This window comes from Nocardioides ungokensis (genome assembly GCF_013466985.1).
Lineage (GTDB): Bacteria > Actinomycetota > Actinomycetes > Propionibacteriales > Nocardioidaceae > Nocardioides > Nocardioides ungokensis.
The window spans coordinates 3,481,592-3,504,500 of the sequence record NZ_CP059164.1 but is presented as its reverse complement, the minus strand read 5'-3'; the positions used below and the strand labels follow the sequence as shown (position 1 = coordinate 3,504,500).

General features: G+C 66.6%; 20 protein-coding genes and 2 pseudogenes. 9 read left to right on the top strand and 13 right to left on the bottom strand.

Annotation, left to right across the window (positions count from 1 at the left end; genetic code table 11):
* Positions 1 to 483: 483 nt before the first annotated feature.
* Positions 484 to 612: a hypothetical protein gene (locus H0S67_RS26875; protein ID WP_281368880.1), complete on the bottom strand. Its 129-nt coding sequence runs from the start codon at positions 610 to 612 to the stop codon at positions 484 to 486.
* Positions 613 to 1,206: 594 nt separating this feature from the next.
* On the opposite strand from H0S67_RS26875, the gene H0S67_RS17310 reads away from it, so the two are divergent.
* Both H0S67_RS17310 and H0S67_RS17305 read left to right on the top strand, forming a co-directional pair.
* Positions 1,207 to 3,234, top strand: a complete 2,028-nt coding sequence (locus H0S67_RS17310) for a protein NO VEIN domain-containing protein (RefSeq protein ID WP_180934042.1) — start codon at positions 1,207 to 1,209, stop codon at positions 3,232 to 3,234.
* 241 nt (positions 3,235 to 3,475) lie between these two features.
* Positions 3,476 to 5,050, top strand: a complete 1,575-nt coding sequence (locus H0S67_RS17305; RefSeq protein WP_180934041.1) for a ParB N-terminal domain-containing protein — start codon at positions 3,476 to 3,478, stop codon at positions 5,048 to 5,050.
* A gap of 834 nt (positions 5,051 to 5,884) precedes the next feature.
* Here H0S67_RS17305 and H0S67_RS28375 read toward each other — a convergent pair.
* Positions 5,885 to 6,112 carry a zinc finger domain-containing protein gene (locus H0S67_RS28375; protein WP_425489831.1) on the bottom strand — a complete coding sequence of 76 codons (228 nt, stop codon included), beginning with the start codon at positions 6,110 to 6,112 and terminating at the stop codon, positions 5,885 to 5,887.
* On the bottom strand, positions 6,109 to 6,459 hold the full coding sequence (locus H0S67_RS17300) for a hypothetical protein (RefSeq protein ID WP_180934040.1): 351 nt from the start codon (positions 6,457 to 6,459) through the stop codon (positions 6,109 to 6,111). The genes H0S67_RS28375 and H0S67_RS17300 overlap by 4 nt, the downstream gene beginning before the upstream one ends.
* Positions 6,460 to 6,629: 170 nt before the next feature.
* Here H0S67_RS17300 and H0S67_RS17295 point away from each other — a divergent pair, with 170 nt between their 5' ends.
* From H0S67_RS17295 to H0S67_RS17290, 3 genes are all read left to right on the top strand, one after another.
* Positions 6,630 to 7,340 (top strand): GIY-YIG nuclease family protein, encoded by a 711-nt coding sequence (locus H0S67_RS17295; protein WP_180934039.1) that lies wholly within the window; start codon positions 6,630 to 6,632, stop codon positions 7,338 to 7,340.
* Positions 7,337 to 7,456 (top strand): GIY-YIG nuclease family protein, encoded by a 120-nt coding sequence (locus H0S67_RS28595; RefSeq protein WP_484549372.1) that lies wholly within the window; start codon positions 7,337 to 7,339, stop codon positions 7,454 to 7,456. Before H0S67_RS17295 ends, H0S67_RS28595 begins: the two co-directional genes overlap by 4 nt.
* Positions 7,457 to 7,859: 403 nt before the next feature.
* Complete coding sequence (locus H0S67_RS17290) at positions 7,860 to 8,921, top strand: lipase family protein (RefSeq protein ID WP_180934038.1); 1,062 nt, start codon at positions 7,860 to 7,862, stop codon at positions 8,919 to 8,921.
* A gap of 727 nt (positions 8,922 to 9,648) precedes the next feature.
* On the opposite strand, the gene H0S67_RS17285 is transcribed toward H0S67_RS17290, so the two are convergent.
* Both H0S67_RS17285 and H0S67_RS17280 read right to left on the bottom strand, forming a co-directional pair.
* A complete protein-coding gene (locus tag H0S67_RS17285) occupies positions 9,649 to 10,923 on the bottom strand; it encodes a site-specific integrase (RefSeq protein ID WP_180934037.1) in 1,275 nt (424 codons plus the stop codon).
* An 88-nt stretch (positions 10,924 to 11,011) separates the two neighbouring features.
* Entirely contained in the window at positions 11,012 to 12,457 is a 1,446-nt protein-coding gene (locus tag H0S67_RS17280) for a site-specific integrase (RefSeq protein WP_180934036.1), read from the bottom strand.
* 310 nt (positions 12,458 to 12,767) lie between these two features.
* On the opposite strand from H0S67_RS17280, the gene dcm reads away from it, so the two are divergent.
* Together dcm and H0S67_RS28370 are read left to right on the top strand one after the other, a co-directional pair.
* Positions 12,768 to 13,166 carry a DNA (cytosine-5-)-methyltransferase gene (gene dcm, locus H0S67_RS17275; protein ID WP_180934035.1) on the top strand — a complete coding sequence of 133 codons (399 nt, stop codon included), beginning with the start codon at positions 12,768 to 12,770 and terminating at the stop codon, positions 13,164 to 13,166.
* Positions 13,167 to 13,837: 671 nt separating this feature from the next.
* Positions 13,838 to 13,933: pseudogene (locus H0S67_RS28370) on the top strand (hypothetical protein); the annotation flags it as partial.
* 210 nt (positions 13,934 to 14,143) lie between these two features.
* Here H0S67_RS28370 and H0S67_RS25745 read toward each other — a convergent pair.
* Both H0S67_RS25745 and H0S67_RS17260 read right to left on the bottom strand, forming a co-directional pair.
* The gene (locus tag H0S67_RS25745) at positions 14,144 to 15,370 is read right to left on the bottom strand and encodes a hypothetical protein (RefSeq protein ID WP_180934034.1); all 1,227 of its coding nucleotides are present in this window, start codon (positions 15,368 to 15,370) and stop codon (positions 14,144 to 14,146) included.
* Positions 15,371 to 15,684: 314 nt separating this feature from the next.
* The gene (locus H0S67_RS17260) at positions 15,685 to 16,116 is read right to left on the bottom strand and encodes a hypothetical protein (protein ID WP_180934033.1); all 432 of its coding nucleotides are present in this window, start codon (positions 16,114 to 16,116) and stop codon (positions 15,685 to 15,687) included.
* A 75-nt stretch (positions 16,117 to 16,191) separates the two neighbouring features.
* Here H0S67_RS17260 and H0S67_RS17255 point away from each other — a divergent pair, with 75 nt between their 5' ends.
* Positions 16,192 to 16,614: a very short patch repair endonuclease gene (locus H0S67_RS17255; protein ID WP_180934032.1), complete on the top strand. Its 423-nt coding sequence runs from the start codon at positions 16,192 to 16,194 to the stop codon at positions 16,612 to 16,614.
* Between the two features lie 160 nt (positions 16,615 to 16,774).
* Here H0S67_RS17255 and H0S67_RS17250 read toward each other — a convergent pair whose 3' ends face one another.
* On the bottom strand, positions 16,775 to 17,200 hold the full coding sequence (locus tag H0S67_RS17250) for an HNH endonuclease (RefSeq protein WP_180934031.1): 426 nt from the start codon (positions 17,198 to 17,200) through the stop codon (positions 16,775 to 16,777).
* A gap of 1,076 nt (positions 17,201 to 18,276) precedes the next feature.
* Between H0S67_RS17250 and H0S67_RS17245 the strand changes: the two genes are divergently transcribed.
* Positions 18,277 to 18,636, top strand: coding sequence for a hypothetical protein (locus H0S67_RS17245; RefSeq protein WP_180934030.1), 360 nt, complete (start codon positions 18,277 to 18,279; stop codon positions 18,634 to 18,636).
* On the opposite strand, the gene H0S67_RS17240 is transcribed toward H0S67_RS17245, so the two are convergent.
* The 5 genes and pseudogenes from H0S67_RS17240 to H0S67_RS17225 all read right to left on the bottom strand — a co-directional run bounded on the left by H0S67_RS17240 (position 18,549) and on the right by H0S67_RS17225 (position 22,504).
* On the bottom strand, positions 18,549 to 19,079 hold the full coding sequence (locus H0S67_RS17240; protein ID WP_246354837.1) for a PDDEXK family nuclease: 531 nt from the start codon (positions 19,077 to 19,079) through the stop codon (positions 18,549 to 18,551). The two genes, H0S67_RS17245 and H0S67_RS17240, sit on opposite strands and share 88 nt — an antisense overlap.
* Positions 19,080 to 19,116: 37 nt before the next feature.
* The gene (locus H0S67_RS17235; RefSeq protein WP_180934029.1) at positions 19,117 to 19,782 is read right to left on the bottom strand and encodes a hypothetical protein; all 666 of its coding nucleotides are present in this window, start codon (positions 19,780 to 19,782) and stop codon (positions 19,117 to 19,119) included.
* 212 nt (positions 19,783 to 19,994) lie between these two features.
* The gene (locus H0S67_RS17230) at positions 19,995 to 20,786 is read right to left on the bottom strand and encodes a DNA cytosine methyltransferase (RefSeq protein WP_343050159.1); all 792 of its coding nucleotides are present in this window, start codon (positions 20,784 to 20,786) and stop codon (positions 19,995 to 19,997) included.
* A gap of 71 nt (positions 20,787 to 20,857) precedes the next feature.
* Positions 20,858 to 21,172 (bottom strand): annotated as a pseudogene (locus tag H0S67_RS27540) (DNA cytosine methyltransferase); the annotation flags it as partial.
* A 78-nt stretch (positions 21,173 to 21,250) separates the two neighbouring features.
* The gene (locus H0S67_RS17225; RefSeq protein WP_180934028.1) at positions 21,251 to 22,504 is read right to left on the bottom strand and encodes an SIR2 family NAD-dependent protein deacylase; all 1,254 of its coding nucleotides are present in this window, start codon (positions 22,502 to 22,504) and stop codon (positions 21,251 to 21,253) included.
* Between the last annotated feature and the right edge of the window lie 405 nt (positions 22,505 to 22,909).

Below are 22,909 nucleotides of genomic sequence, written 5' to 3'. Positions count from 1 at the left end.
ATGCCCTAGACGTCTGGCGGAACGCACGATCCCCTCTGGGCGAGGATGCGTTTCCGAGCACCGCGTTCCGTGTCCCGACCGCGTCGGGGTGGATCCCCGCTGACGAGGCCTTCTTCGGCCGCGGCTGGGCCGGCGAGGACGAGTGGCTCGATGACCTCTGGTGCTGCTGCTCGACGGAACCGAGGACGTTGAGGACCTGCAGGACCTGGCCCGGACGATCGTTCTCAGGCCTGAGGCTTGGCTCGGCGACGGGTCGCAACGCGACGCGATGCGGGAGTTCCTGGAGCGTGCGGGCGTCAGGCACGGCCTGTGGCCGTCGAGGTCTCGCCTGCGCCGTGGAAGCCGACAGGGGCGGCGCTCAAACGACCCCGCCAGCATCGATCCTTCAACTCTGCCGGAATGGGTGCCCAGCGAGATCCGCCAGGCGTGGCTGCAAACTGCCGCGACGCAGTCGCGGAAAAGGGCGAGCTACCTCTACGTGGACTACCCGCTCACCCAAATCACCAGCTGCCGGGGCAGCTCGCCTGGAGCACGCTCCCGGCTCACGCCCGCGAGCTCTACGGCGAGCTGCTGCTCGCCGGCCTCGATCGGTGGGACGCCGACGACCTCCATGCGCGGTTCTTCCGGCGTGAGAGCCACGACGCGAGCACATGGCCGTCGTTCGTCACGGCCTTCCTGGCATCCAAAGCCTGGTTCCCACAGCGTGAGCCGAGCGATCGCGGGAGAGTGACCCTCGTCGAGGTTGCTGAAGCTTGGTGGGTCAGCGAGGAACTGCCCTCCTACCTGCCGGCGGCTGCGACCCATCTGCGACGCTCGATCGGGTCCACGGCCGTCGAACGGCTGCGCACACTCGGGCTCCGCCATTGGGATGCGCCGGATTCCGCCGCGGACCGGATCGACTATCTCGCCGCGCTCATCGCTGCAGAGGGGGCTTGGATTCGCGGGACCCGGGCCGACTACGAGCGGAGCTGGGAGGCGTTATCTCTCGAACAGGGACGTGGACGCATCCGCACGCCGTCCCGTGGGTGTCCTCGGTCGAGCGAGCGGGGCCGTCGAGCTCACCGAGCTGTCCGAGGACGGCGAGCCGGTCTACTACGCGGTACCCGACCTTCCCCAAGCGGCGCTGCTCGCCTACTTGCCGCTGCCGAGGCTCGGCTTCACGATCGACGTCTGTCCCGACGGGTCGGAGACTTTCTCGCAGGCTCCGTGTCGGCAAGGTTCCGGTCCGTCGCGAACGCCGAGATCGAGGTCGTCCATCCAGACCCCACGACGACGGGGCCGGTGCTCGACGTCGTCGGTGACTGGCTGGAAACCGTCGTCCACCTGGTGCTGTCCCACCAGCAGGGAGTCGCGAGAAGGACGTCCCGGCAGCTCGAGCAGGCGGCCCACCGTTTGAGAGCGACGAGACTTGCCCTGGTCGACACATTCTCGACAAGGGTCGACGGCCACGAGGTGGAGGACTCGCGTAGACAGGCGGCGTGCTTCGTCGAGGGGGAGGACGGGATGGGAGTCGTGCTCGTTCGAGGCCGCTCCGAGGAAGGGAGGATCAAGCTCGCCGAGCTCGCCGCGGAAGGCATCGGACAGGCTATCGGCGCGCCCGACGCATTCAGGGACCTCCGACTTGCGCTGATCGACCTGCAGGCCGCGGTGCGTGGGGGCACTCCCTCCAACGCGGACGTGGCCGAGGCTCTGCGACTGCCCCTCTTCGAGGTGGAGCTCGCCAGCGTAGAGCGCAGCGCCCTACGCCCCGACCTTTCCCTCCTGGTGACCGTGCTCGCGACCATCGTCCCGGAGTTGGCCGAGGAGCTGCGCGGCAGTGGCGTCAGCGACGATCGACTGGACCTCGAGCCCTGGCTCGACGAGCGTCTCGTAGACGCGCCCACCGATGCCAAGACCCTGCTCTCCTATGCGGATAGCGGCCGGGTTTGGGGGCCCATCGAGGACGGGCTGGTTTCGCTGCGGGCCGCCAACGACGGACTCCGGCTGCTCGGCCTGGAGCCCATCTCCAACGCCGACGCGCACATCCGCCGATTCAGCGCGTTCGTGGCCGGTCAGCGTGCCTTCCTCCGAAACCAGTTGCGAGACAGGTTTGTCGAGCGCGTGGCTAGTGATCCCGAGTTGCTGTCGGTTTACGCGGAGCTGACCGACTTCCCCGGATTGGCCCCGGACTGGAGCTGGTCCGAGGAGTTCTGGCAGGTGCCGAGGGAGTCGATGACCACGCGCGCGGAGGAGTGGCTGCTTGAAGTCGCCGGACCACCGGATCCGCACGACCTCCCGCCGGTGGACGAGCTTCGCGGCCGACGCCACGTCACAAGTTCCCTCACCACGGCTCGCGACTCCGTGATCACCTGGTGCGACATCAACGGGATCATGACTCCTGCGGCCATCGACGTGGCAGTCGTGACAGCCCAGATCCGCGCGAGCGGCTTCCTCGACTTCGGTGAGCGGACGTCGGAGGACATCGTCGGCTGGCTGTACGGGCACGGGTTGTGGCCCCAGTCAATGCCCCGCACGCTCGGGCAACGCGACCTCGGTATCACACCGGAGGACCTCAAACGCGCACGGGATCGCAAGCGGCAGGAGGCCGAGGACGAGAAGAGGCGAGCTGCCGCCATCACCTACGGCGATCAGACCTTCACCGGGGAGCCCGACGATCTCCTTCAACTGGATCAAGCGATCGCCGCCCACGTGGCCGCCGTCGATCTCGGACAATCGCCCGCCCTGTCCCTTCTCAACGAGCTGCCCCTACGACCGTCCCGTGGCCGAACTAGCGGGGGGGCGAAGAAGCCCGCTCGCGCCACACCGGTCCCGCAGGAGAAGACCCAGAGCATCGGGCTCGCTGGTGAGTTGTTCGCCGGCCACTGGATCGAGTCGAACTTCGGTTTGCCCCGGGAAGAGACATGGTGCTCCGGCTATCGGAACGACATCGTGGGCGACGGTCTCGGCAGCGACTCGTTGGGATACGACTTCACGGTGCTCGCGGGCGACGTCACCTATCTCATCGAGGTCAAAGCCACCACTGGAAACGATCTGGCGTTCAGCCTTCCCGAGTCCGAGATAAAGAGGGCTGTCGACCTCGAGCCACACGAGCGGTACACGATTCTTTTTGTCGCGAACGTCCTCGACGACGATCTACGCCGCTATCTCTGGCTGCCCAACCCCCTCGGTCCGGATGCCAGGTTGTTCCGCGTGGACGGGCGTCAGATGCAGTTCCGGTTCGACATTGCTGACTGATCACCCGATGGCCGCCGTCGGCGGACGCGATGACGAGAACTACAGGCCCTGGCGAGGTCGTGCTGTCCACCGACCGCGAGCGGATCCTGGTCCTCGGCATGCCCGTCTGGAACACGTTTTGACTCCCGAGTCCCCGGAACCATGACGCCTCGCCCCGCAGTTCTCTAGTGTGCCTACTACGTCTCGGCTGCAGGAGGACAGGGCATTGGTCAAGGTAAGCGCGCTTCGGACAGAGCACTCGGTGGGCACAAAGAAGTACCCCATATTCATTGGCTTCTTGCGCGCCGGCCAACTCGACAGCATCGCCGAGGCACCGCAGTTCCAGTTGAAGACTCCACATGAGGTCATTGCGGGTAACGTCACGTCTTCACCGGTTGCCGACTGGCAGCGGCCACTCGACTCTGACCGCGTAGGTGAGATCGCCCGGATCTTTAAGAGTGCCGACGAGATCATGCCAAACGCTGTCCTCCTGGCGCTTCACGATCCCAAGGGCATCACGATTCAATACGAGACCGGGGATCTCTGGACACTTGATATCAGGACAAATAGCGGTAAACCTATTTGGATTCTTGATGGTCAGCACCGCATCGCGGGACTAACGGCCGCCAAGTCCACGGACAAGGTTCCGTTCGTGCTGCTCGCTAGCCACGGGGCCTCCGCCATCTACTCTGAATCAACCTTCGCGAAGATCTTCGCGCAGGTCACCACGACCGCGGAAGGCCTTCATCCGTTGCACGATGAGTGGCTTACCTTCGCATTCAGACTGGGAAAGTACGACGCCTCATCACCGCTCAAGGGTGCGGCCAACAAGCAACAGGCCGACGCCATGGAGGCCACCGTCGCGTTGTGTCATGAAAGGTTCTTGGATCCGGCCAAGACGTTGACGAATCCATTCTTTGATCGCGTCGCATTTAACCCGGGTGGTGTGAAGCGTTCGCACAAGGTCGTCAAGACTGGTCCAGCCCAGGGTGGGTTTGAGTTCGACGCCATCGAGTTCCAAGATCTCATAAAGAGCAGTTACTACGCGCACAAGTCGCTCCCGGCCGGCGCGCTCACCCCAAAGCAGGTCGCCAGAGAGCTGGGGCTGGCGTACGACGCCCTAGTCGCTTGCCACGCGAACTCAGCCCGGTCGAGCAGCGTCCTTCTTAACAGCGGCGGCGGCGCAGGGCATCGCCCACTTCAGGAGGGCTTCGTACACGGAGCGTTGCGATTTCTGGCAGCCCATGGTGTTCCGAAGGACTGGGCCGCCGAGCTCAAGGCACGCGCTTTCGACACGACTGACTGGGACGCAACGACCTGGTCCAGCGCTGCGCGTGGCGGTAGTGAGGGGAACCTCAACAAGAAACTCGCGTTCTCAGTCTTCGGGCGCCTTCTCGAAGGCACGCTTGCGGACCTCTTTCTTCCTACTGCCTCCGTTCCAAACGATCTGGATCTTTGGGACTACTTCAAGGGTGATGTCGGCTTTGGCTTCGAAGTGCGAGGTCGGCGCATATCTCCGAAGGGCACGCGGGTCCGGTTCAGTGCGAAGGTCGACCCATTCCGGACCATCGATGATTCTAAGAAGTCGACAAAACTCGATCTTGGCGTGCTGCGCGCGGTCTCTGTGGGTGCGACAACGCCGAACGTCATGAATGTCGCAGTGGCAGACGTTTCTCGCCCGCACGACAAGAACTGGAAATGGGCAACGTTGAAGTCGAAGCGAGGGTTGGATCTCAGTCCGAACATCCTGCATTCTCCGGCGATTGAGCTCCAGTTCCTGCTTACATTCTATGGAGGCGAGTCGGTCGAGCGAACCCTGAAGATTCAGACGGCGTAGTTGGCCCATGCTGGACAGTTCAAGCCTCTCCATTCGGCAGGGTGGCGTTGTCGAGTACCTAGCGGCCCTCGAATCCGCTTCTCACCTCTCTTGGGGGGAGTTGTCCAAGCGCCCGTCTCTGCCCGCCCGGTTCGTACTGTGTCATCCAGCTTGGTTGCATTCAGAGGCGCTGCAGCCCGGAATCGGCCTTCACCCATTCGGGGGAAGAGGGCAGGGAACGGTGTGCCAGTCTGACGTGGTTTGGGGATACAAGTGCCCTCTCACCGAGGAGTCGATCGAGTCCGACCACTTCTTTCCCAGAGCCCTAGGGGGGCCTGCGATCGGGACAAACCAAGTCTGGCTCTGCCGGACCCATAACCAGTGGAAGGGATCCGACCTCATGCACTATCCGTGGGAACGGGGAGCGCCCGAGTGGCTCGACCGGCAGATTGAGCGCATGCGCGTCCTAATCGATCCCGCGCTCCCGATCTCCAGGTGACCTGCCGGCCCTGCAGCGCCACGTCGATCAGCGCGGCCAAGCCGCCCTCAAGTTGAGCCGCGCTGAGGACTTCGCCCGAGGTCGTCGGACTATTGCCGTGCGTCCGGTGGCGGGTGATCTCACGAGGTGGTGAAGAAGTCGCGGACACGAGAAGTGGCCCGACCATAGCCGGGCCACTTCCAAGTGTTCCTAGTCCGCGGTCATGCCTTCGTCCAGGGTTACTGCTCTGGCTCCGAGGTCCGCCCTGCCGAGCCATGCCGGAACATGCCACGCCGTGCCGAGGAACCGCTTCGGTGTACCGGTGCCACATGGCGTGGCGGTCCCACGCGCGCGCAATAAATGCCCGGCCCAGGGCCTCACGGACAGACGTCTTGGTCCGGCCCACTGTGCTCCGACTGGTGCCGAAGGCAGTAGCGGCACAGAGGGTCGCTCTCGGTCTCGTTCGCAGCGAACCGGTCCCCGTGGTAGTTCGACGACGTGCGTCCGCTGCTGGTCACGCACATCTCGCCCACGCCGGCCCCGCAGTGCGGACAGGCGACCGACCTGGCGTTCTCGCCGTCGAGGCCCCAGCGCCAGTCGCTCATGAGCCGTTCTCCGGGCTCGGGGAGTCTTCGGTTGACTCCTCAGCGCCAGCCTCACCACCCTCCACCTCGAGTTCGTCGCTGTCCGTCGCCTCGACGAAGTCGCCGGTCAGTTGGGCCTTCGCACGGTTCGCCTCGGCCTCGTGCGCATCGCCTCGTTTCGAGTACTGCTTGACGACCGCCACGGCGGCGATCGTGGCGGCGATCCCAGCCGCGAAGCCCTTAGGCATCGCCTTCCAGGCTGCCGCCTTCTCGATGCTCTCGATCAGCTTCTCCACTCCACCGGCATCCTTGGCCTTGACCACGATGTCCTGGTACGCGCCCAGGTTCCCCACGTTGTTCCTCCTCATCCGAGCGTTGAGGCCAGGCGCACGCCGGTTGCCTCAAGTGCTGATCACACTACGAGACACCTGAAGCGAAACAGTCACAACGATGGCGGTGGCCCAGGGTTCTGCGACTTCGCGCCCTGGTCTCCGCCGCACGATGCAATCCGCGCGCTCGCGTAAGTAGTCTCGCCGGAATGGAGCCCATCCCGCTCGCCCCGCTGCTCGGCGCCGACCTCGACCCGGCTACGTGCAAGCTCCACTGCGCGGTCTGGAACGGCGAGGAGCACCCGATCGACGTCCTGAGCAACGACCCCGAGGGCTGGCAAGGCTGGAACAGTTACCGGAGCAACAACAACGACTTCAACCGCCAGTTCATCTTCTCGCTCGCCCAGGACCGGCACGACCTGACGCTGTGGCTCTTCGGAGGCATCTGGGAGGTGCTGGAGCGCGGGCCTGAGCAGTACGCGCGGTCATACAAGGTCGCCCTGCGGGAGGACCTGATGGGTCCGTACATCCGCCGCCTCTACGTTCGCCTGGCCCTGGGCAGCCGTCAGCGCCGCCGCAAGATGGAGTCCATCCTCGACGAGATGACCGTCTCGTCCATCCTCGAAGAGCCGTTTGTCGGCGACCCGTTCCCGGGCCACGACAAGATCAACCACACGCTCGCCGACCTCCAACTGGTGGTGAACCAGAACCGGCCCGACTGGCGGATCGCGCTGGAGCAGATGAAGGGCGTCTACGTCATCCACGACCAGGTCACGGGCGCACGGTACGTGGGCTCCGCCTACGGGGACACTGGAATCTGGTCGCGGTGGAGTTACTACGCCAAGACCCTCCACGCGGGGAACAAGGGGCTCATCGAGCTCTTGGAAGAGAAGGGCGAGGAGTACTACCGCACAACATGAAGTTCGCGCTCCTGGAGTTCTGGTCGATGCGCACCGACGACGGCCACGTGATCGACCGAGAGTCCTACTGGAAGGAAGTCCTGCACGCCCGCTCGCTGGGGCACAACAAGAACTGACCGCCCTGGTGCCTACGCATCGTACGCGCGCGCAATTAATGCGCCGCGTGATTGCCCCAGATCTAGAGCGCGCGTTCATCGGATGCGTGCGTGCACGTGAGTGAGGACCTCCAGCCGAGGCACCGGGGTGACGGGTCGGTAACCCGTCTCCGCCCGATTCGTTGTCCGAGACAGACCTCCTGGAGAAGGGACCTTCCATGCGTGTCCGATCCCTCGCGCTGGCCACTCTCGCCACGGTCGTGGGCGCGACCGCAGCCGTACCCCTGATCGCCTTCGCCCCGGCGGACGGGGCAGGCGCCCAGGCACCTGGGCTGGTGCGGCCGGGAAGGACCCGTTCTACCGGTACGACGGAGCGACGCCGCTGCGGGAGGTCGAGCCGGGGACGCCGCTGAAGACGCGGAAGGTGACGCTGGGGGCGGACACCAACCAGACGCCGCTGCCGGCCGAGCAGATCCTCTACCGCACCACCGACACCACTGGCCGTGCGGTCGCGACCGTGACCACGGTGATCCAGCCCGCGACCGGGACGGCGCAGCCGCGGGTGGCGGCGTACCTGAGCTTCTACGACGCGCTGTCGGCCAAGTGCGACCCGTCGTACACGCTGCGCGGCGGCAATCCCGCGGCGGAGAACCAGCAGCTCACCGACCTCGAGCAGGGCACGGTCCGGAGCCTGAGCGAGCAGGGCTACATCGTCACCGTGCCGGACTTCGAGGGCGAGGGCCTGCACTGGGTCGCCGGGCGCGAGTCCGGGAGGAGCGCGCTCGACGGGATCACCGCGACGCTCAAGGCGCTGAAGCTGGGCCGGGGCGCGCCCGTCGGGATGATGGGCTACTCCGGCGGCTCGATCGCCGCGGACTGGGCCAGCGAGCTCCAGCCGCACCACGCGCCGAAGATGAACCTGGTCGGCACCGCCATGGGCGGGGTGCCGGTGAACATGCGGAACAACCTCCCCTACATCGATGGGACCCCCGAGTGGTCCGACGTGATCCCGGGCGCGATTGTCGGGATCAGCCGGGCGCACCGGCTCGACCTGCGGCCGTACCTCTCGAAGTGGGGCCGGATGGTGGTGCGGACCGAGTCACACCAGTGCATCGGGGAGATGTCCGGGGAGTTCCCGAACCTCACGATCAAGCACCTGATGAGGAAGCGGTACGAGGACGTCCTGCACGTGCCGGTCTTCCGCCGGATCATGAACGGCCTGCGCATGGGGACGGTCAAGGGCCACCCGAGCGCCCCGATGTTCATGGTCGCCGGCAACTCCGACGGCAAGGGCGACGGCGTGATGGTGGCCGCCGACCAGGCGAAGCTGGCCGCGGAGTACTGCGGCCAGGGTGTGCCGGTGCAGTACCAGGAGCTGCAGGGCGCCGACCACAGCGACGCCGGGCTGGCGTTCATCGACGCGGCCGAGACGTGGCTGTCCTCGCGGTTCGCGGGGACACCGGCACCGAGCACCTGCGCGCCGTAGGGCCACCCCGCCCGGTCTGGACGACCGATCCCCAACGTTGGGGGAGCACCCACGACTCGGGTGAGGCTGTCCCGCGGACGCCCTAGCGTCCGGGCAGGACAGAGGGGACGGCGATGTCGGTGGGAGCGAACGGCGGCGGTGCGTCGTACGAAGCGGGCCGGACCCGCGTCTAAGTCTCGCAGGCGGATGACCGGTTCTTCCACACACCCATGTCCGGTGCGACCTGCTGGTCCGCCGCGGCCGGAGCGTGGTGTCGTGGTGCCTGGCGCGGGACGCGCACCTGAGCTGCCTGCATCCGTGCCCCGCGTGCGCCCGGGCACTGTCCATGCTGGGTCGGGAGCCCGACCTCGACTTCTGACCCAGTGCACCTGCGCCGGTTGGTCCGCATCGGGGGAGATGACGCGTGGGCCTCGAGGCCGGCTCGAATGCGGCGGCAACGGTGCTTGATGTGACTCACCGCGGACGATCGGATCAACGACGGCCCTGATGCAACCAGCCAACCGTCCGCCGACAGTGGCGTGCGCCGCATCCTGGGCGACGTCGGCCACCTCCTGGGCGGCGGGGCCGCCGACCACTTTGCAGCCGGATCGAACACCGACGAAACGGGCTGTCGGAGCGACTCCGAGAGCTCGTCTAGGGGGCGGCGGCTTTAGCGGCTCCGTCGGGACCGGTCCCCGATTAACCATCTGCTGTTGCCGTCCAGCACGATCCTTGAGGTTATGGGCGGTCATAGTCCGAGTTGGGCTGCAACGTTCTTCCTTAGAAGCTGCTCCCGCCGCTCATGACGAGCCAGGCTGCTCAGTGCCGTGAAGTCGGCTTGCGCCGCAATCCAGTGAGTCGGGTGGCCCTCGCGGAGGGATGTCCGGACGTACCCGGCCCGTAGGCTGATGAAGGTGTACTTGCCCCGCAGGTTCGCGCGTGCGCAGCCGAGAGCGACGGCTCTGCTCAGCTCATGCCGCGACAGCCGGTGTTCGGTCACCACCTTGCCGCGCACCTCGAAGAACGCCGGTCGCTCCGGGCCGGTCAATCCCGACTCCCGGAGGACGTCGATCCACGCCAGCCAGGCGTCCACCGGGCAGAACTCGGCGCGACCGCCAGTAGCCAGCACTGCTACGTTGCGTCGCCCGGCCGCGGTCACGAGCAGGCCTCCAGGCTTGACAACAACGTCGCCCTGATTGAGGTGCATCGCCTCATGGACGCGCAGTGCTGCCCCGTAGCCCAGAAGCAGCAGCGCCCGGTCGCGTACCTGCGAGGGGGTGGGCGCTCGGGCCTTCCCGATCGCCTTCAGTAACGCGTCCGCGTCGAGTGGTGCTCTGAGCCAGGTGCCGACGGTCGGAGAAGGCAGGAGGGTCAACCACTGCCGTATTCGCTCGATGCCCCACGACGCGCCCGATCCGCCGAAGACCAGTCCCGTCGATCCCGCTGCTAGGCGCGCTTCCTGGAGGAGAGCAACCGGGCAGATGCGAGGGTCGTGGGCGCGTTGCACCACAATCGGTTCGCCGGGTGTGATGCCGGCGCGCCGGTTGTGGCGCGGGGGCGGTGTGAGCACCATCCGGCTCGGCTCGATCCGTACGTCGGTCCATCGAAGCTGGGCGAGGGCGGTGGCCGACAGTGTCGTGGCGTTGGTGAGTGCCATCGCGGCTGCCCGGAGACACTGCTCAGCCGACGGTTCAGTCAACGCGTGGACGACCACTTGGAGGAGCTCGCGATGCAGGGGGTCAGCCTGCGGTTGCACCGGACCCAGCTCCGCGGACCGGTGAATGCCGCGCAGCAGGCGGACGAGGTCGGGCCGTTGCGACAGGGGTGGGCGTCCCTCGAGGCGTTCGATGAGGTCGAGCGCGGCGAGGCGCCTCCGGATTGAGCGGCCGGTCGCCCCGGACTCGACCAGCCAGGTGAGGTACAGGGCAACGGTCTCCCCGCCGGCGGGCAGGCCCAAGCGATTCTGTAGCTGGCGGAGGCCTTCGGCTTCGCGGCGGGCGAGCTCGAGGCGGCGCTGGCTCACGACTGACTCGACAACCCCGCGGGCGTCCCGGCGCTGCGCCCTTTCGACCTCAGTGTCGACCATGGCCTGCGGTCCAGTTCAGCCGGCGTTACAGGCCGACGCGGGCCGCCGGGTTGCGGCGGAACGGGTCATCGTGGCGGATGTACATAGCAAGCGTGTCGAGGGTGGCGTGCCGGCTCTGCCGGGCGATGGCTTCCAGTGGTATCTCAAGGTCCGCGGCGGTGCTGATGAAGCCGGCCCTCAGGCTGCGCCCACCCCAGTGGCCTTCGATGCCCGCCTGGCTCGCGCGAAGCCGGACCACGCGGGTCAGGGCCTCTGCTGTGAGTGGCCTGGTGCCGAGTCGTCCGGCTCGTCCGACCGTGCAGAAGACGGGCTGCTCACGGAGCACGCCGGCCGGGTCGCCTGCCTCGGAGTTGCCTGAGGGATTGCGCGCGTCGCCGGTGCTAGAGGGATCCGTTCGCCCTGCGTTGAGCTGCAACAGGCAGCGGTCTCGCCAGCGCTGCATGGCCGTCACCGGGCAGGTCAACTCACTGCGGCCGCGGGGAATCCCCACCTCGCATCCTCGGCCAGCGAGATCTGTTTTCGACCGGCGGAGCGTCACGACCAGACCCTCGCTCGACACGGCGACGTCGTCCCACACAAGTCCGGTGAGCTCGTTGCGGCGGAAGGCGCCAGCGAAACCGACCAAGATCAACGCGGTGTCGCGAAGCACCATGCTCGGCGATCCGTCCAGAAGGAGGATCGCCGCCTCCGTGCTTGCTCTCTCTCCTCCGGCACCGAGCGAGGTGAGTCGCGACTTCCGCACCTGGAAGACGCCCTTGGGGCTGAGGGCGTCACACCCCGATCGGGCCGTCGTGGGCGCCGGGGTGAACACCGGCCAGGTTCCGTCGTGGGCTGGGCCGCGAGTGTGAGCTTCGAGTGCCCGGAGTGCGGCGATGGAGACATCACCCAAGGAGTGCCCGGCCCGGACCTCGACGTGATGCGACGGGCGGCCTGGTCTTGGCGAGCGAACGTGGATGCGTAGCGCGTGACGGCTCAGGTGGATGTCATCCCAGCTCAGCCTCGAGATCTCACCGTCGCCGAGACCCAGTGCATGCAAGCACAGCAGCGCTCTGTCTCGGAGCGTGCGGAAGTCCGTGGTCTCGACCTCGAGCGCCTTACAGATCGCACGCACACCGTCGATGCGCAGGGCGGACATCTGGGGCGCTGCCGCCCGGTGCGGCAGCTGGCGGCTCAATCCACGGAGGAACATACCCATAGCCGGATGCTGACCCGGCGGCGGTAGACCGGCCTCCAGATGCACCCGGTTGATGGCAGCCATCCATCCACGAAGCGTGCTAAGCGCGAAGCCCCCGTCCTGGGTCGCGGCCGACAGATACAGCATCACCGTCTCGCCACTGGCCGGTAGCGAGACAAGGTCATGCGCCCGACACCAGCCCTCGAACAAGCGCCAGCGACGGACGTAAGCCGTCCTGGTGTCCTCAGTCACCGAGGCGGCGTAGAGACCTGCGGTCCGCTCAAGCAGAACGGTCAACTCGTCAACTGTGCCAGGTTCGGTGTCTCCCGACTGAGACGGCTCGGGAGTCCCCCGGCCCGCTCGTAGAAAGGCGCGAAGGCGTGCGCGTTGGAGGCGCTCGCTGACAGCCCTGCTCGGCTGAGCTGATACCGGGGATGGACGACCGTCACCCGTCGTCATTCCGTCAGGATGAGCTCTCTGGGATCCTTGCGGCAACCGGTCCACAGGAAAGTACTCGGCGATGATCGGCGTGTCGTCGAACACTAGCTCGACGACACGCCGGACCCTTGGCCGAAACGGGGCGCTCAGTGCCGTAAGCTACAGCGTTATGGCCGACACTCCTCCATTCCGCTTTATTGACCTGTTTGCTGGCGTCGGGGGATTCCACGCCGCGCTCAAGTCTTACGGCGGCGAGTGCGTGTACTCGGTCGAGATCGACAAGTCGGCCGCCGAGGTTTACCGAAGGAACTGGGGCCGCGATCCGCTCGGCGACGTCACCAAGGACGCCGACGAGGACCTCATGAAGATCCCGGCACACGAGATCCTGGCCGCCGGGTTCCCTTGCCAGCCGTTCTCGAAGTCAGGCGCCCAGCGCGGCATGGAGGAGACGCGGGGCACGCTCTACTGGAACATCCTTCAGATCATCGAGAGGCGCAAGCCCAAGGTCGTGCTGCTTGAGAACGTTCGCATCTGGCGGGACCGCGCCACCTCCACGAGTGGGAGGTGATTATCGAGACCCTTCGCGATGAGGGCTACCGGTGTCGGACACCCCAGCCATCTTCTCGCCGCACCTTCTGCCGCCGAGCGTGGCGGCCGTCCCCAAGTCCGCGAGCGCGTGTTCATCACGGCGACGCACAACCCCGCCGGCATCGGCGACGATGCCGACGTCGCGCCGGTCGCGTATCCGACGGGTGGCATAGATGGGTTCGACCCGAAGCAGGAGTGGCACCTGAGGACCTCCTCGACGACAGCCACAACATCCCGGGTTGCAACCTGACCGGCGCGGAGCGCGTCTGGATCGACGCCTGGGACGATTTTGTTCAGTCTTGGTACGAGCACACCGACGGCCGCCGTCCCCCGGCTTTCCGATCTGGGCAGACGCGTGGCGGGACTTCGCCCAGGTCGTCAAAGCTTTCGGGTTCGTGCCCGGTTACCGCGACCTGATGGAGCGCGACGGCGAGTTGCCAAGTGGAAGGCGGGGCACCTCGCCAAGAACTACGACCTGTACGCGCGGCACCGCGACTGGATCGATCCGTGGGCCAAGAAGTGGGGCGTCTACACCGAGAAGTTCCCGCCGTCGCGCCGCAAGCTCGAATGGCAGGCCCAGGACACCCCGCGACTTTGGGACAACCGTGATGCACTTCCGCCGTCAGGCATCCGGCCAAGCGCCCGACCTACCTGCCGGCGCTGGTCGCGATCACGCAGACTTCGATCGTCGGCCCGCGCGAGCGGAGGCTGTCCCCGCGCGAGACTGCAAGGCTGCAGGGTCTGCCCGATTGGTACGACTTCGGAGACCAGCGTCCCGCGGCCACCTATAAGCAGATGGGCAAACGGCGTAAAACGTCGGCGCGGTCTGGCACATCCTGCGGGAGCACGTGCGCCGCGACGAGGACGTGCTCAAGCGCACCGCCGCTGGTCGACGAATCCTCGAGGCCGTTTGGAAGGCGCCGCTGTCGCCAGATCCGGTGCTGGAGGCGATGGGCCCTACGCCCTAGTGGGAGCCACGATCGACTTCGTGTAGATCAGGAAGTTGTCGATGTCCTTCTTCTTGATCATGACCTTGCCCTTGCGGGGCGTGACGCCGTCGGCCTGCTTGAAGTCCTTCTGGAAGTCCCCGAGCACGATGCCGATGTTCGCCTGGTTGACCTCGAGGATCTTCACGCGGACGAACCGCACCGCCTCCTTGAACCTCCCGGCGTAAGAGAGCGGGTCGTACACCTGGCTCCGCCCGACGTGCCCAGCCGACCGGCGCCAGTCGTTCCATGCGATCGTGGACACGTCGTCGTTGTCGCGCCCATGCCAGGTCTGATGCTCGTAGATGACGTACCAGAAGCGGCCGGTCTCCTCTAGGCAGCGGAAGAAGTCGGCCGCGTCGTTGCCCGGTGAGTCACTGATGGCGATGTTCGAGGCCTTCAGGTCGCCGTAGTGCTCGAGCACGCCCTTGTTGAGGAGGCGCAGGTCGTAGTCGAACTCGCCCCTGCGCTTGTCCTTCTGGACCACTACGAGATCACCGAGCCCGTGCTGATTGATGTAGCGGCTCAGCCGGAACTCGACGTAGAACCCCGCCCACTCGGTCTGGAACTTGTCCGGCCAGTTAGCGACGTGCATCTCCTGCACCGCAGTCAGGCCGTCGATCCTCGCACCGTTCAAGAACTCATCGCTGAATCGGTCGAACACCTCGATGTGCGGGTTCTTCTCCTCGAAGCCCGCTAGCAGGTACGTCGCGAACTGGTCGGCCCGCACGCTGGTGAGCCGATTGCCGTTCTTGTCCTCGCGGGCGAACTGCCCGAGCGTCTGAGCTTGGAACAGGTCGTTCGTGGAGACGTGCGCGGCCGAGTTGTTGGCCTTGCGCTTGACATAGGTGGTGGGGTCGAAGTCGACGAAGATCGTCGTCTCGCCGTAGTGGTAGACGCCGACGAACCGCACCGTGAGCCCGTCGACTTCCCCCCGCCACCAGACATCGAGCCAGTCGCGCGGGATCTGGATCCGCTTCTTGAAAGCCTCCCACGGTCGACCGAGGTGCGTGACCTGCTTGGTCAGGATGACCTGGTCCTTGAAGCGCACTACCCGGTGATCGGCATAGTCCTCGATCTGCGTGCCCGGCAGGGCATCAATCAGCAACTCGCGCTTCCGGCTCGGTGACAGCGTGGTGTCGACGTCCTGGACAAAGGAGCCATCAGGCCCGATCTGGTCGACGATCTCGGATCCCATGGCGTAATAGGTACCAGCCGGGCTCGACGCTGGGAGCCGATCCGCACAGATGGCAGGCTTGAGGGTGTGAGCGGCCACGAGTCGTGCGTGCCACGCGGCGGAGTTCCGGCTACCGCGTCGGTACTCGTCCGCTGGTGAGTCAGGAACACGGAGGCGTGAGACTCGGTTGGACTCTGCCCCACCCCCGAGTTGACCGATCAGATTGGCATGCTGGCCGGCGATGACCAGGACCTACCAATCGTGGGCATCAAGCCCCTGCGCGCGGTGATGCGAGCGAACCGCGACACGCGCGACGATTACCTCGCACCCCTGGATCAGTGGGCGAGCAGCGGCCGCAGCGCCTCTCGCATGGCCTGGATTCCCTCGAGCGTGACCGTCGAACCACCGCCGGACATGGACCCGCGCGAGTCGTACGCGGGAGACCAGCGGTGTCCCGCTCGGTGAACGATGCGCTCGCAGACTTCCGGCATCGATCCGCTTGCAACCCCGGCCTGGCGGGCAGCCTCGGCGAACACGGTGCTCGGAAGGCTGGAACCGAGTGAGACCGTCATCCGCCGCATCTCAAGGATGTCGCAGATGTCGTTGAGGACATCCTGCTTCGTCTCGCCGCCGCCGCTGAACCCGCCGTTGCCGCCACTGCGACGAGGCGGCGCGCTGATGGTTGTCAGCCGCTCACGGGCGCGCGCCATCCGGCAGAGTTCGCAGCGGTTGCTCGGATTGCCGTGCCAGCACTGGTCCACAGTCACGGGCCAATCGGATCATCTGATGTCCCTCCGCGCAGGCCTTTGGTCGAACCGGCGCTGGGTGCCATAGTCGGGACCATGCCGTTGTCTTACGAGTCGTGGGCATCGACCCCTGCGGCTCGCGCGGTGATGCAGGCAAACCGACGGCGGGACACGACGCCGGAGATGGCGGTGCGACGACTGGTTCATGCGGCCGGGCTCCGCTACAGAGTCGACGCCCGGCCGCTGCCGGACCTGAACCGGCGCGCAGACCTGGTCTTTACGCGCGCGAAGGTCGCTGCGTTCGTCGACGGCTGTTATTGGCACGGATGTCCTGAGCACGGCACGGTCGCGAGGACGAACGTGACGTACTGGTCGACAAAGATCGCTCGGAACAAGGAGCGGGACGCGGACACCGATCGCCTTCTGGCGGGTCGCGGCTGGCGAGTCGTACGGGTCTGGGAGCACGAATCGCCGACGGCGGCGGCCGCCCGGATTATCGAGGTAGTTCGGAGCGCCTAACTAGTGGGTGCTGCGGGCGAGGCGACGGTGCTGAAACGGTCTTCCGCTCCGTGCCGTCAATTGCTGATGGCCGCGGGTCATATGTGCGTCCCGGATCCTCAAGGTCGAAGACGCCGATGGCGTGCCCCGAGGCGGAACCGACGGTCGCGCTCAGTGAATCTCATCCAAGGGATGCGCCCTTTCGTCGATTGCATGATTCGCAGAGCAGTTGCAGATTCCTTGTCGTGTTCGCTCCACCCAACGAGATTGGGATGATGTGGTCGAACTCAAGATTCTGGTTCGAATCGCATTCGACGCATCGACCACCGTCGCGTTGCCAAACGGCAATCTTCACGTCTCGCGGTATCGGCTGGCGCTTTGCTTTGGCGTCGAGTTCGCGGCTCATCGCCGCCACTGCATGTGCCTTGGCGAGTCGAAGCCGCCTCGTGTTCTGTGCCTCATGAATGAGGGCGGCAACGTCATCTGTGGTCAGGTCTTGGTCAGTTGTGACGTAGAGGGCATCCTCAAACATCCACCATCGCCGACCGGCCTTGCTGGACTGGTGCACCATGACCGGCTCGTTCTTCGAGCGGTCGGCAAGGTCCATCTGGATGTAGAGATACTCGTCTCCCTTTCGGTCGGCAAGTTTCTCGGGATCGTGGCCGCGACAACGTCCTCAGATCGCGGGATGTCGGACGCAAATAACTCTTGCAGCTTGGGAAGGGTATAACCGCGGCCGCCGCTGCCTCGTAGTTCGTTCGGCCACGGGACAGGCGGAGGTCCAGCGCTGAACCCCTCCTTGTAGTGCTCCCTCAACGCACTCTGAATCTCGCGACGAGTGTGCCAATTCACGCCCTCTACTCGCTGAAGCAATCCCGCCATGAGAGGGATTATCGCGAGGCTAGACGCCTCGGGCGGCGATTTAGCCGCACTGCTCAAGACCCACCGTCGCCCGGCACCGAAGCCCCACCGACGCGCCAGCCGCCGGCCGTGTCGGATAACAGCGATTCCATGACACGGTTCAGGCGGCGCCGGCGACTGAGCGGGCCGTCTCGTCCAGCTTGGCAGGAGAGCTTGCCCAGGTGGGCGCCTGACGGCGGGCGAACGCGCCGGCGTTCGGGGTCTGCTGGCACGAGAGCCGGTCCCGCACTTGGCCAGCTACGTTCCGCGTCCAGGCTGGGGTCGGCGTGGTTGTCGCCGACCTGGTCGACATGACCCCGGTCGGCGCGGGCACCAAGGCGCTGGGTACCTCGGGCGGCGCTGCCACGTCGTTGATCGGGGTCGCCAACCTGCCGCCGCACGCGCACACGATCAACCACGACCACGGCAACGGCTCGCTCGGCATCAACTACACAAGCACGACGTCGACCGGCGGCACAGCCCTCCGCGTCACGGACCTGGCCAACAAGACCGGCTCCGGCGGCTCTCCGCGACGGTCTACTCCGGCAAGCCGGATTCGCCGGAGCAACTCCGCACCCACAGGGCCAATGTCATGGAGGAGCGCATCGAGGCGCTGGAGGCCGCGCTCGCGACCGCCCAGGCGGCCATCGCCGGCCTCTCCGCCCGTGTCTGCGCCCTCGAAGAGCGGTCGTGATCTGCACGGAACCTGATGACTCATCATGACTCTTCACGTCTCGTGATGAGCCGTGTACTCTGGTCACGTCCACCGGAGGAGGTGATTTCATGGACGAGAAGCAGACGGCGGAGGTTCTCCGCATCATCGGCAGGGCCGCGATCGAGCTGGCCGACGTCATCGAAGGCACGGCAATGCAGTCCGCGTCGTCGGGCGTCGCGAGTTCGGGACCGGTCATGCCGGAACTGCCGGCGTACGAGGCGAAGCGGGTGAAGTACCTGCAGGCCTACGTCGATGCCGGCGGCACGCTCACGCTGGCCCAGGTGCGCGTGGCGGCCAAGAAGGCCGGCATGGGGAACCCGGGCGCGGTCACGAGCAAGGGCTACGTCGAGAAGACCGGCCCGGACACCCGGGCCATCACGGCGAAGGGCAAGGCCTGGCTCGAGAAGCGCACCGGCAAGGCCGCGTAGGACGGCACAAGCGAGGGCGGGAGCAATGCAGTAGCTCCCGCCCTCGGCTGCATTCTATGACCGCGTCCGGCCCCCGCCCCGGACGACGTGCTCAACCCGGTCGGCCACCTCGGCCGGGTCCTCGTGCTCCCAGGCCCGGATGACAGTCCAGCCGGCGTCTGCAAGACGCCGATCGGTGTCGCGGTCGCGCGCAACGTTCGCGTCCAGCTTCGCGACCCACCAGTCTGTGTTCGACTCGGCGTCGTGGCGTGCACCGGGCACCGGTGCCACCAGCAACCGTCCACGAAAACGGCGACGCGGGGCCCGACGAACGCGTGGTCGCAGCGGCGGCGAACGCCCTGCACCGGGAGCTTGTAGTCGACCCGGTACCGGAGCCCCCTCGCAAGGAGCAGGTGCCGGACGGCCAGCTCCGGCTTCGTCCCCGTCCGCTCCTGGCGCTGCATCCGCGCCAGCGCCGCGTCGGACGGGGCGGCCGGCCCGTCAGATCCGGGAGAAGGCGGAGTCGTACTCATTCGCCATCCGGCGCAGCATCGTCTCGTAGTGGAAAATGTCGCCGGGCTTCGGCGCCGGGTGCGCGGTGTGGACCGTCACGGACGCGACGTTGTCGTTCCTGACGTCGAGCGCGACGATGCCCAGGCCGTCGTACCCGACCGCGCTGGTGCTCGTCCGCCGGGGCAGGTCACCGACCATGTTCACGATGCTCTCGGCCGCCCTCGGCTGGCCGTGCTTGCTGATGTCGGTCCGCATGGCGGGGTCGAAGAACTTGTTCCGGTCGGGGCTGACGAACTCGTGCGCCACGTTGACTGTGACCATGCCGATCGACAGGGCGTTGTTCGAGGCCCCGTGCACGATCTGGTGAGACGAGTTCAGCTCGTCGTATAGGCGCGGCACGGACGCCGAGTGCTTGGTCATGCAGGCCTTTGCCTCGAGCGCCACCAAGACGGCGCCGACCTCCGCCTCGAGCATCACGGGGAGTTTGCCCAATTCGGCGGCCTGAGCGGGCGTCAGCCTCACCTTGTATTCGGCGGCGAGTTGAAGAAGGTTCCTGCCGCGCCACGGGGTCTGGGGGCGGCACACCACCAGGTCGAGATTCTTCTTCTTCCTGTGGACGTAGTCCACCATCGGGTGGTTGACGCCGAAGAACACCTTGCCGTCCCTCACGTGCTCTCGCAGGAGGGCCGACTCGCGGAGCAGGTCGAAGAGGACTCCCCAGCAGCTCACCTTGGAGTGACGGTCCGACCTCGAGTGGTACTGCCAGAGGGCCTTGGACTTGCCTGTCTCCTGGGGCGTGCTCATCGAGCGCGCCATGATCTCCGGGGCATCCACGACGGAGACCTTAGGCGATCAGCAGCCTGGGGTCAGAGCATTCCCGCCCACTCGACGTGGCGCTTCACCGCGAGCAGGAAGTCCTCATCGAACCGTAGCTTGGCACGTTGGGTCCTGGAGAGGAACCCGGACGCCGCCCGGAGGGAGAGCGGGGTGAGCCCCTCGGGGTCGAGCAGGTCGGACAAGTGGGTGTACGGCTGGCGCTCAGGCCACATCGAGACGTGCGACTTCCAGCGCTCGCCGTTGCCGCCCCACGCCGCGGCCGGCCATCGGTCGGACTCGCGCATGAGCGTCGCCTCCGAGGCGTCGTACTCGCCGGGGCTGGCCAGCCGCCGGCCAAGCCACTCGGCAACCCCGGTGGTCACGGCGTTGCCGACCAGCTTCCAGCGCGTGCCGAGCACCCGCCTGGCCGTGGGGGCCTCGACCGCGGCGGTCCACCCGCGCTCGAACCCCTGGAGCGCCTCGGCGTCCTCGATGGACGGGTAGACGAGTTGGCGGCCGACCTCGGCGTCGCGGATCCACACCCCCGGCTGCGAGGGGATGCCGATGGTCGACCCGCCCTTGAGCGTGGGGACGCCGTCGGGCGCCCAGCCGAGCCCCCGAAGGCCCTCGGTCCAGTAGAAGCCGGTCATGTCGTCGCGGTAGTAGTCGGCCTCCGGCTCGCCCGCATCGTCCGCGAGCAGGACGTCCCGCGGGTCCTCGGTCTTGCTGGCCGCCAGTAGCACGCGCTGCCGGCGCTGCGGCACTCCGGTGAAGCGCGAGTCGACGACGCGGTACGCCCAGCGGAACCCGCGGGCCTCCAGCTGCTCCACCAGGAAGTGCATCGCGCGGCCGCCGTCGAGCGGAGCATGTTGCGGACGTTCTCGAGCACAAGCCAGGTCGGGTCGTGGTCGTCGAGCAGACGGAACACGTGGGCGACGAGCCCGGAGGCCTTGCCGGTGATCCCGGCCATGCGCCCGGCCTGCGACAGGTCAGTGCAGGGGAAACCGGCTGTGATGACCCCGACCTCGGCCGGCAACTCGCGCAGGTCCTGCACGTCGGGCTCGATCTTCAGCCCCGGGAGCCGGTGCTCGAGGACGGTCTTGGCGGGCTCCCAGACCTCGCAGAGCACCGAGGCCTCGTGCCCTGCGCGGGCTAGGCCGACCTCAAGTCCTCCGATGCCGGCGAACAGCCCGGCGACCTTGTAGCTTCGGGCGGTCGGCTCAGTCACGGGAGGATTTTGACACGGCGCGCCGACACGATCGCGGACGCGGGGCCGGTGCGCCGCGTACGTCACACGGATGCTCCGTCACGCCTTCCCGTAGACCAGCCAGTCGTACAAACACACGGCCTTGCACCACTGCGTCTGGTCGAGGGCGTGGCCGTCGACCAGAAGTTCCTGCTTGTGCTCGGCCAGGAAGGTCCGCAGGGCTTCGGGGTCCTGCTTGTCCTCGGGCAGACGCGCCACGTACATGACGACGTCACCGGGATCGTTCTGCGCCACGAGACCCGCGAAGTCGCCTGCCGCCTGCGCGGCCGCATCCGCTCGCCTCTTGTACCCCGGCGGCGGCTGGAAAGCGTCTACGCCTCGCGCGACTCGCTGGACGATTCGCTCGTTGAGAACCGAGGGGTCCTTGATGGTTCCGTCATCGTTCAGGTGTCCCGCCTCGCGCAGGTACTTGTACACCGGGGCGGTGTGGTGGCTTGGAATCGTCGGGAGCGCCTCCTCGACGACGCGCGAGGCGGCGAGGCCGCTGTTGTTCACGACGTCGTTCAGCAGGTCGAACCTGGTCTTGCCCTTGTAGGACTCGGTCACCTTCGAGATGGCTCCGACGCCCAGGACGATGTCGACCTCGTCAAGGTCCGCGCCTGGGTCGAGGTCAGCAACGAAGAGCCGGCCCTGTGGGTCCTGGTCCCGCACCAGCTCGTAGACGTGCTCCTTGAGGTGGCGGAGGTACCGGGCCGGGAATCGCCGCTCAAGCTCCCCGAGGGCCGAGAACACCTCGACGAAGTCGCGCACGCGCACGTGCTGGACCGGGATGCTGAACCCGCCGTCGACCGGGATCACCGTGCCGGTCAGTTGCGGGTGCTCGTCGGCCGCAGGGTCCCACTCCACGAAGATCAGCCGGTTCTGGAGGTCACCGACACGATCGCGAGTCAGCGCCGTGGCGATGGAGCGGAGGATCTCGAGGACGTTTTCGTCGGACAGCGAGTACCCCAGGAACACGATCGGCCGCTCGACGAAGATCGTCAGTAGCTTCGCGGCCAGGTACGGCTTGCGCTCGGTGAACCGCTCGTAGTCGGCGGCCGTCAGGATTAGAGAGTCAGGGTCGTTGTGGTCGCCGTGGACCTTGTAGATCTCGCCGACCCCCTGGATGTCGGAGAAGAGCAGATCCTCCTCGCCGACGAACACCTCGTAGTCCGGGAAGAGGTGCTCCAGCAGCGGGTCGTAGTTCGTGGTGATGATGCCGTCCACGACGGCGTCGCGGAGCAGGCACATCTCGGCGACCAGCGCCTCGTCGTCAGTGAGGTCGCCCAATCTGTCCCCGAAGTAGCTCGCCACCTCGGCCTTAAGCGCGGAGTCGCGCGTCGAGAGCTTCCTCCCCTCGAACTTCTCCTTGGTGGCCGCGAACTCGTCCGTCGTCCACCACCGCTCGTGCAGCGCCTCCGCGATCAGCGTCGCGACCCTGGCGGGATCACCGGCGGCCGTCGCGGCGCGTAGTAGTCGTAGTCGCCGCCGACGACGTCGGCGAACATGCGCAGCAGGCCCTCCCAGCCGGGAGTTCCAAGGTACCTTCTCGGGAGGCCAGAGCCGACGAAGAGGAACGGCGCCGGCCCGACCTGCTTCAGATGGGCAACCAGTTGTTCGCGAAGCACTGGGCCATCATCCCCGACGGGATCCCCGACGCACCTGAGGCGCGACGTGGCACCCGAGATCGCTGCCTGACCACTTCAGTACCAGCTGTCG

What these genes read in the sequence shown, in the direction of transcription:
- H0S67_RS26875 (WP_281368880.1), bottom strand. Translation starts at nt 612, where the DNA reads ATGGAGGTCGTCGGCGTCCCACCGATCGAGGCCGGCGAGCAGCAGCTC.
- H0S67_RS28375 (WP_425489831.1), bottom strand. Translation starts at nt 6,112, where the DNA reads ATGAGCGACTGGCGCTGGGGCCTCGACGGCGAGAACGCCAGGTCGGTC.
- H0S67_RS17300 (WP_180934040.1), bottom strand. Translation starts at nt 6,459, where the DNA reads ATGAGGAGGAACAACGTGGGGAACCTGGGCGCGTACCAGGACATCGTG.
- H0S67_RS17295 (WP_180934039.1), top strand. Translation starts at nt 6,630, where the DNA reads ATGGAGCCCATCCCGCTCGCCCCGCTGCTCGGCGCCGACCTCGACCCG.
- H0S67_RS28595 (WP_484549372.1), top strand. Translation starts at nt 7,337, where the DNA reads ATGAAGTTCGCGCTCCTGGAGTTCTGGTCGATGCGCACCGACGACGGC.
- dcm (WP_180934035.1), top strand. Translation starts at nt 12,768, where the DNA reads ATGGCCGACACTCCTCCATTCCGCTTTATTGACCTGTTTGCTGGCGTC.
- H0S67_RS25745 (WP_180934034.1), bottom strand. Translation starts at nt 15,370, where the DNA reads ATGGGATCCGAGATCGTCGACCAGATCGGGCCTGATGGCTCCTTTGTC.
- H0S67_RS17255 (WP_180934032.1), top strand. Translation starts at nt 16,192, where the DNA reads ATGCCGTTGTCTTACGAGTCGTGGGCATCGACCCCTGCGGCTCGCGCG.
- H0S67_RS17250 (WP_180934031.1), bottom strand. Translation starts at nt 17,200, where the DNA reads ATGGACCTTGCCGACCGCTCGAAGAACGAGCCGGTCATGGTGCACCAG.
- H0S67_RS17245 (WP_180934030.1), top strand. Translation starts at nt 18,277, where the DNA reads ATGGACGAGAAGCAGACGGCGGAGGTTCTCCGCATCATCGGCAGGGCC.
- H0S67_RS17240 (WP_246354837.1), bottom strand. Translation starts at nt 19,079, where the DNA reads ATGCAGCGCCAGGAGCGGACGGGGACGAAGCCGGAGCTGGCCGTCCGG.
- H0S67_RS17230 (WP_343050159.1), bottom strand. Translation starts at nt 20,786, where the DNA reads ATGCACTTCCTGGTGGAGCAGCTGGAGGCCCGCGGGTTCCGCTGGGCG.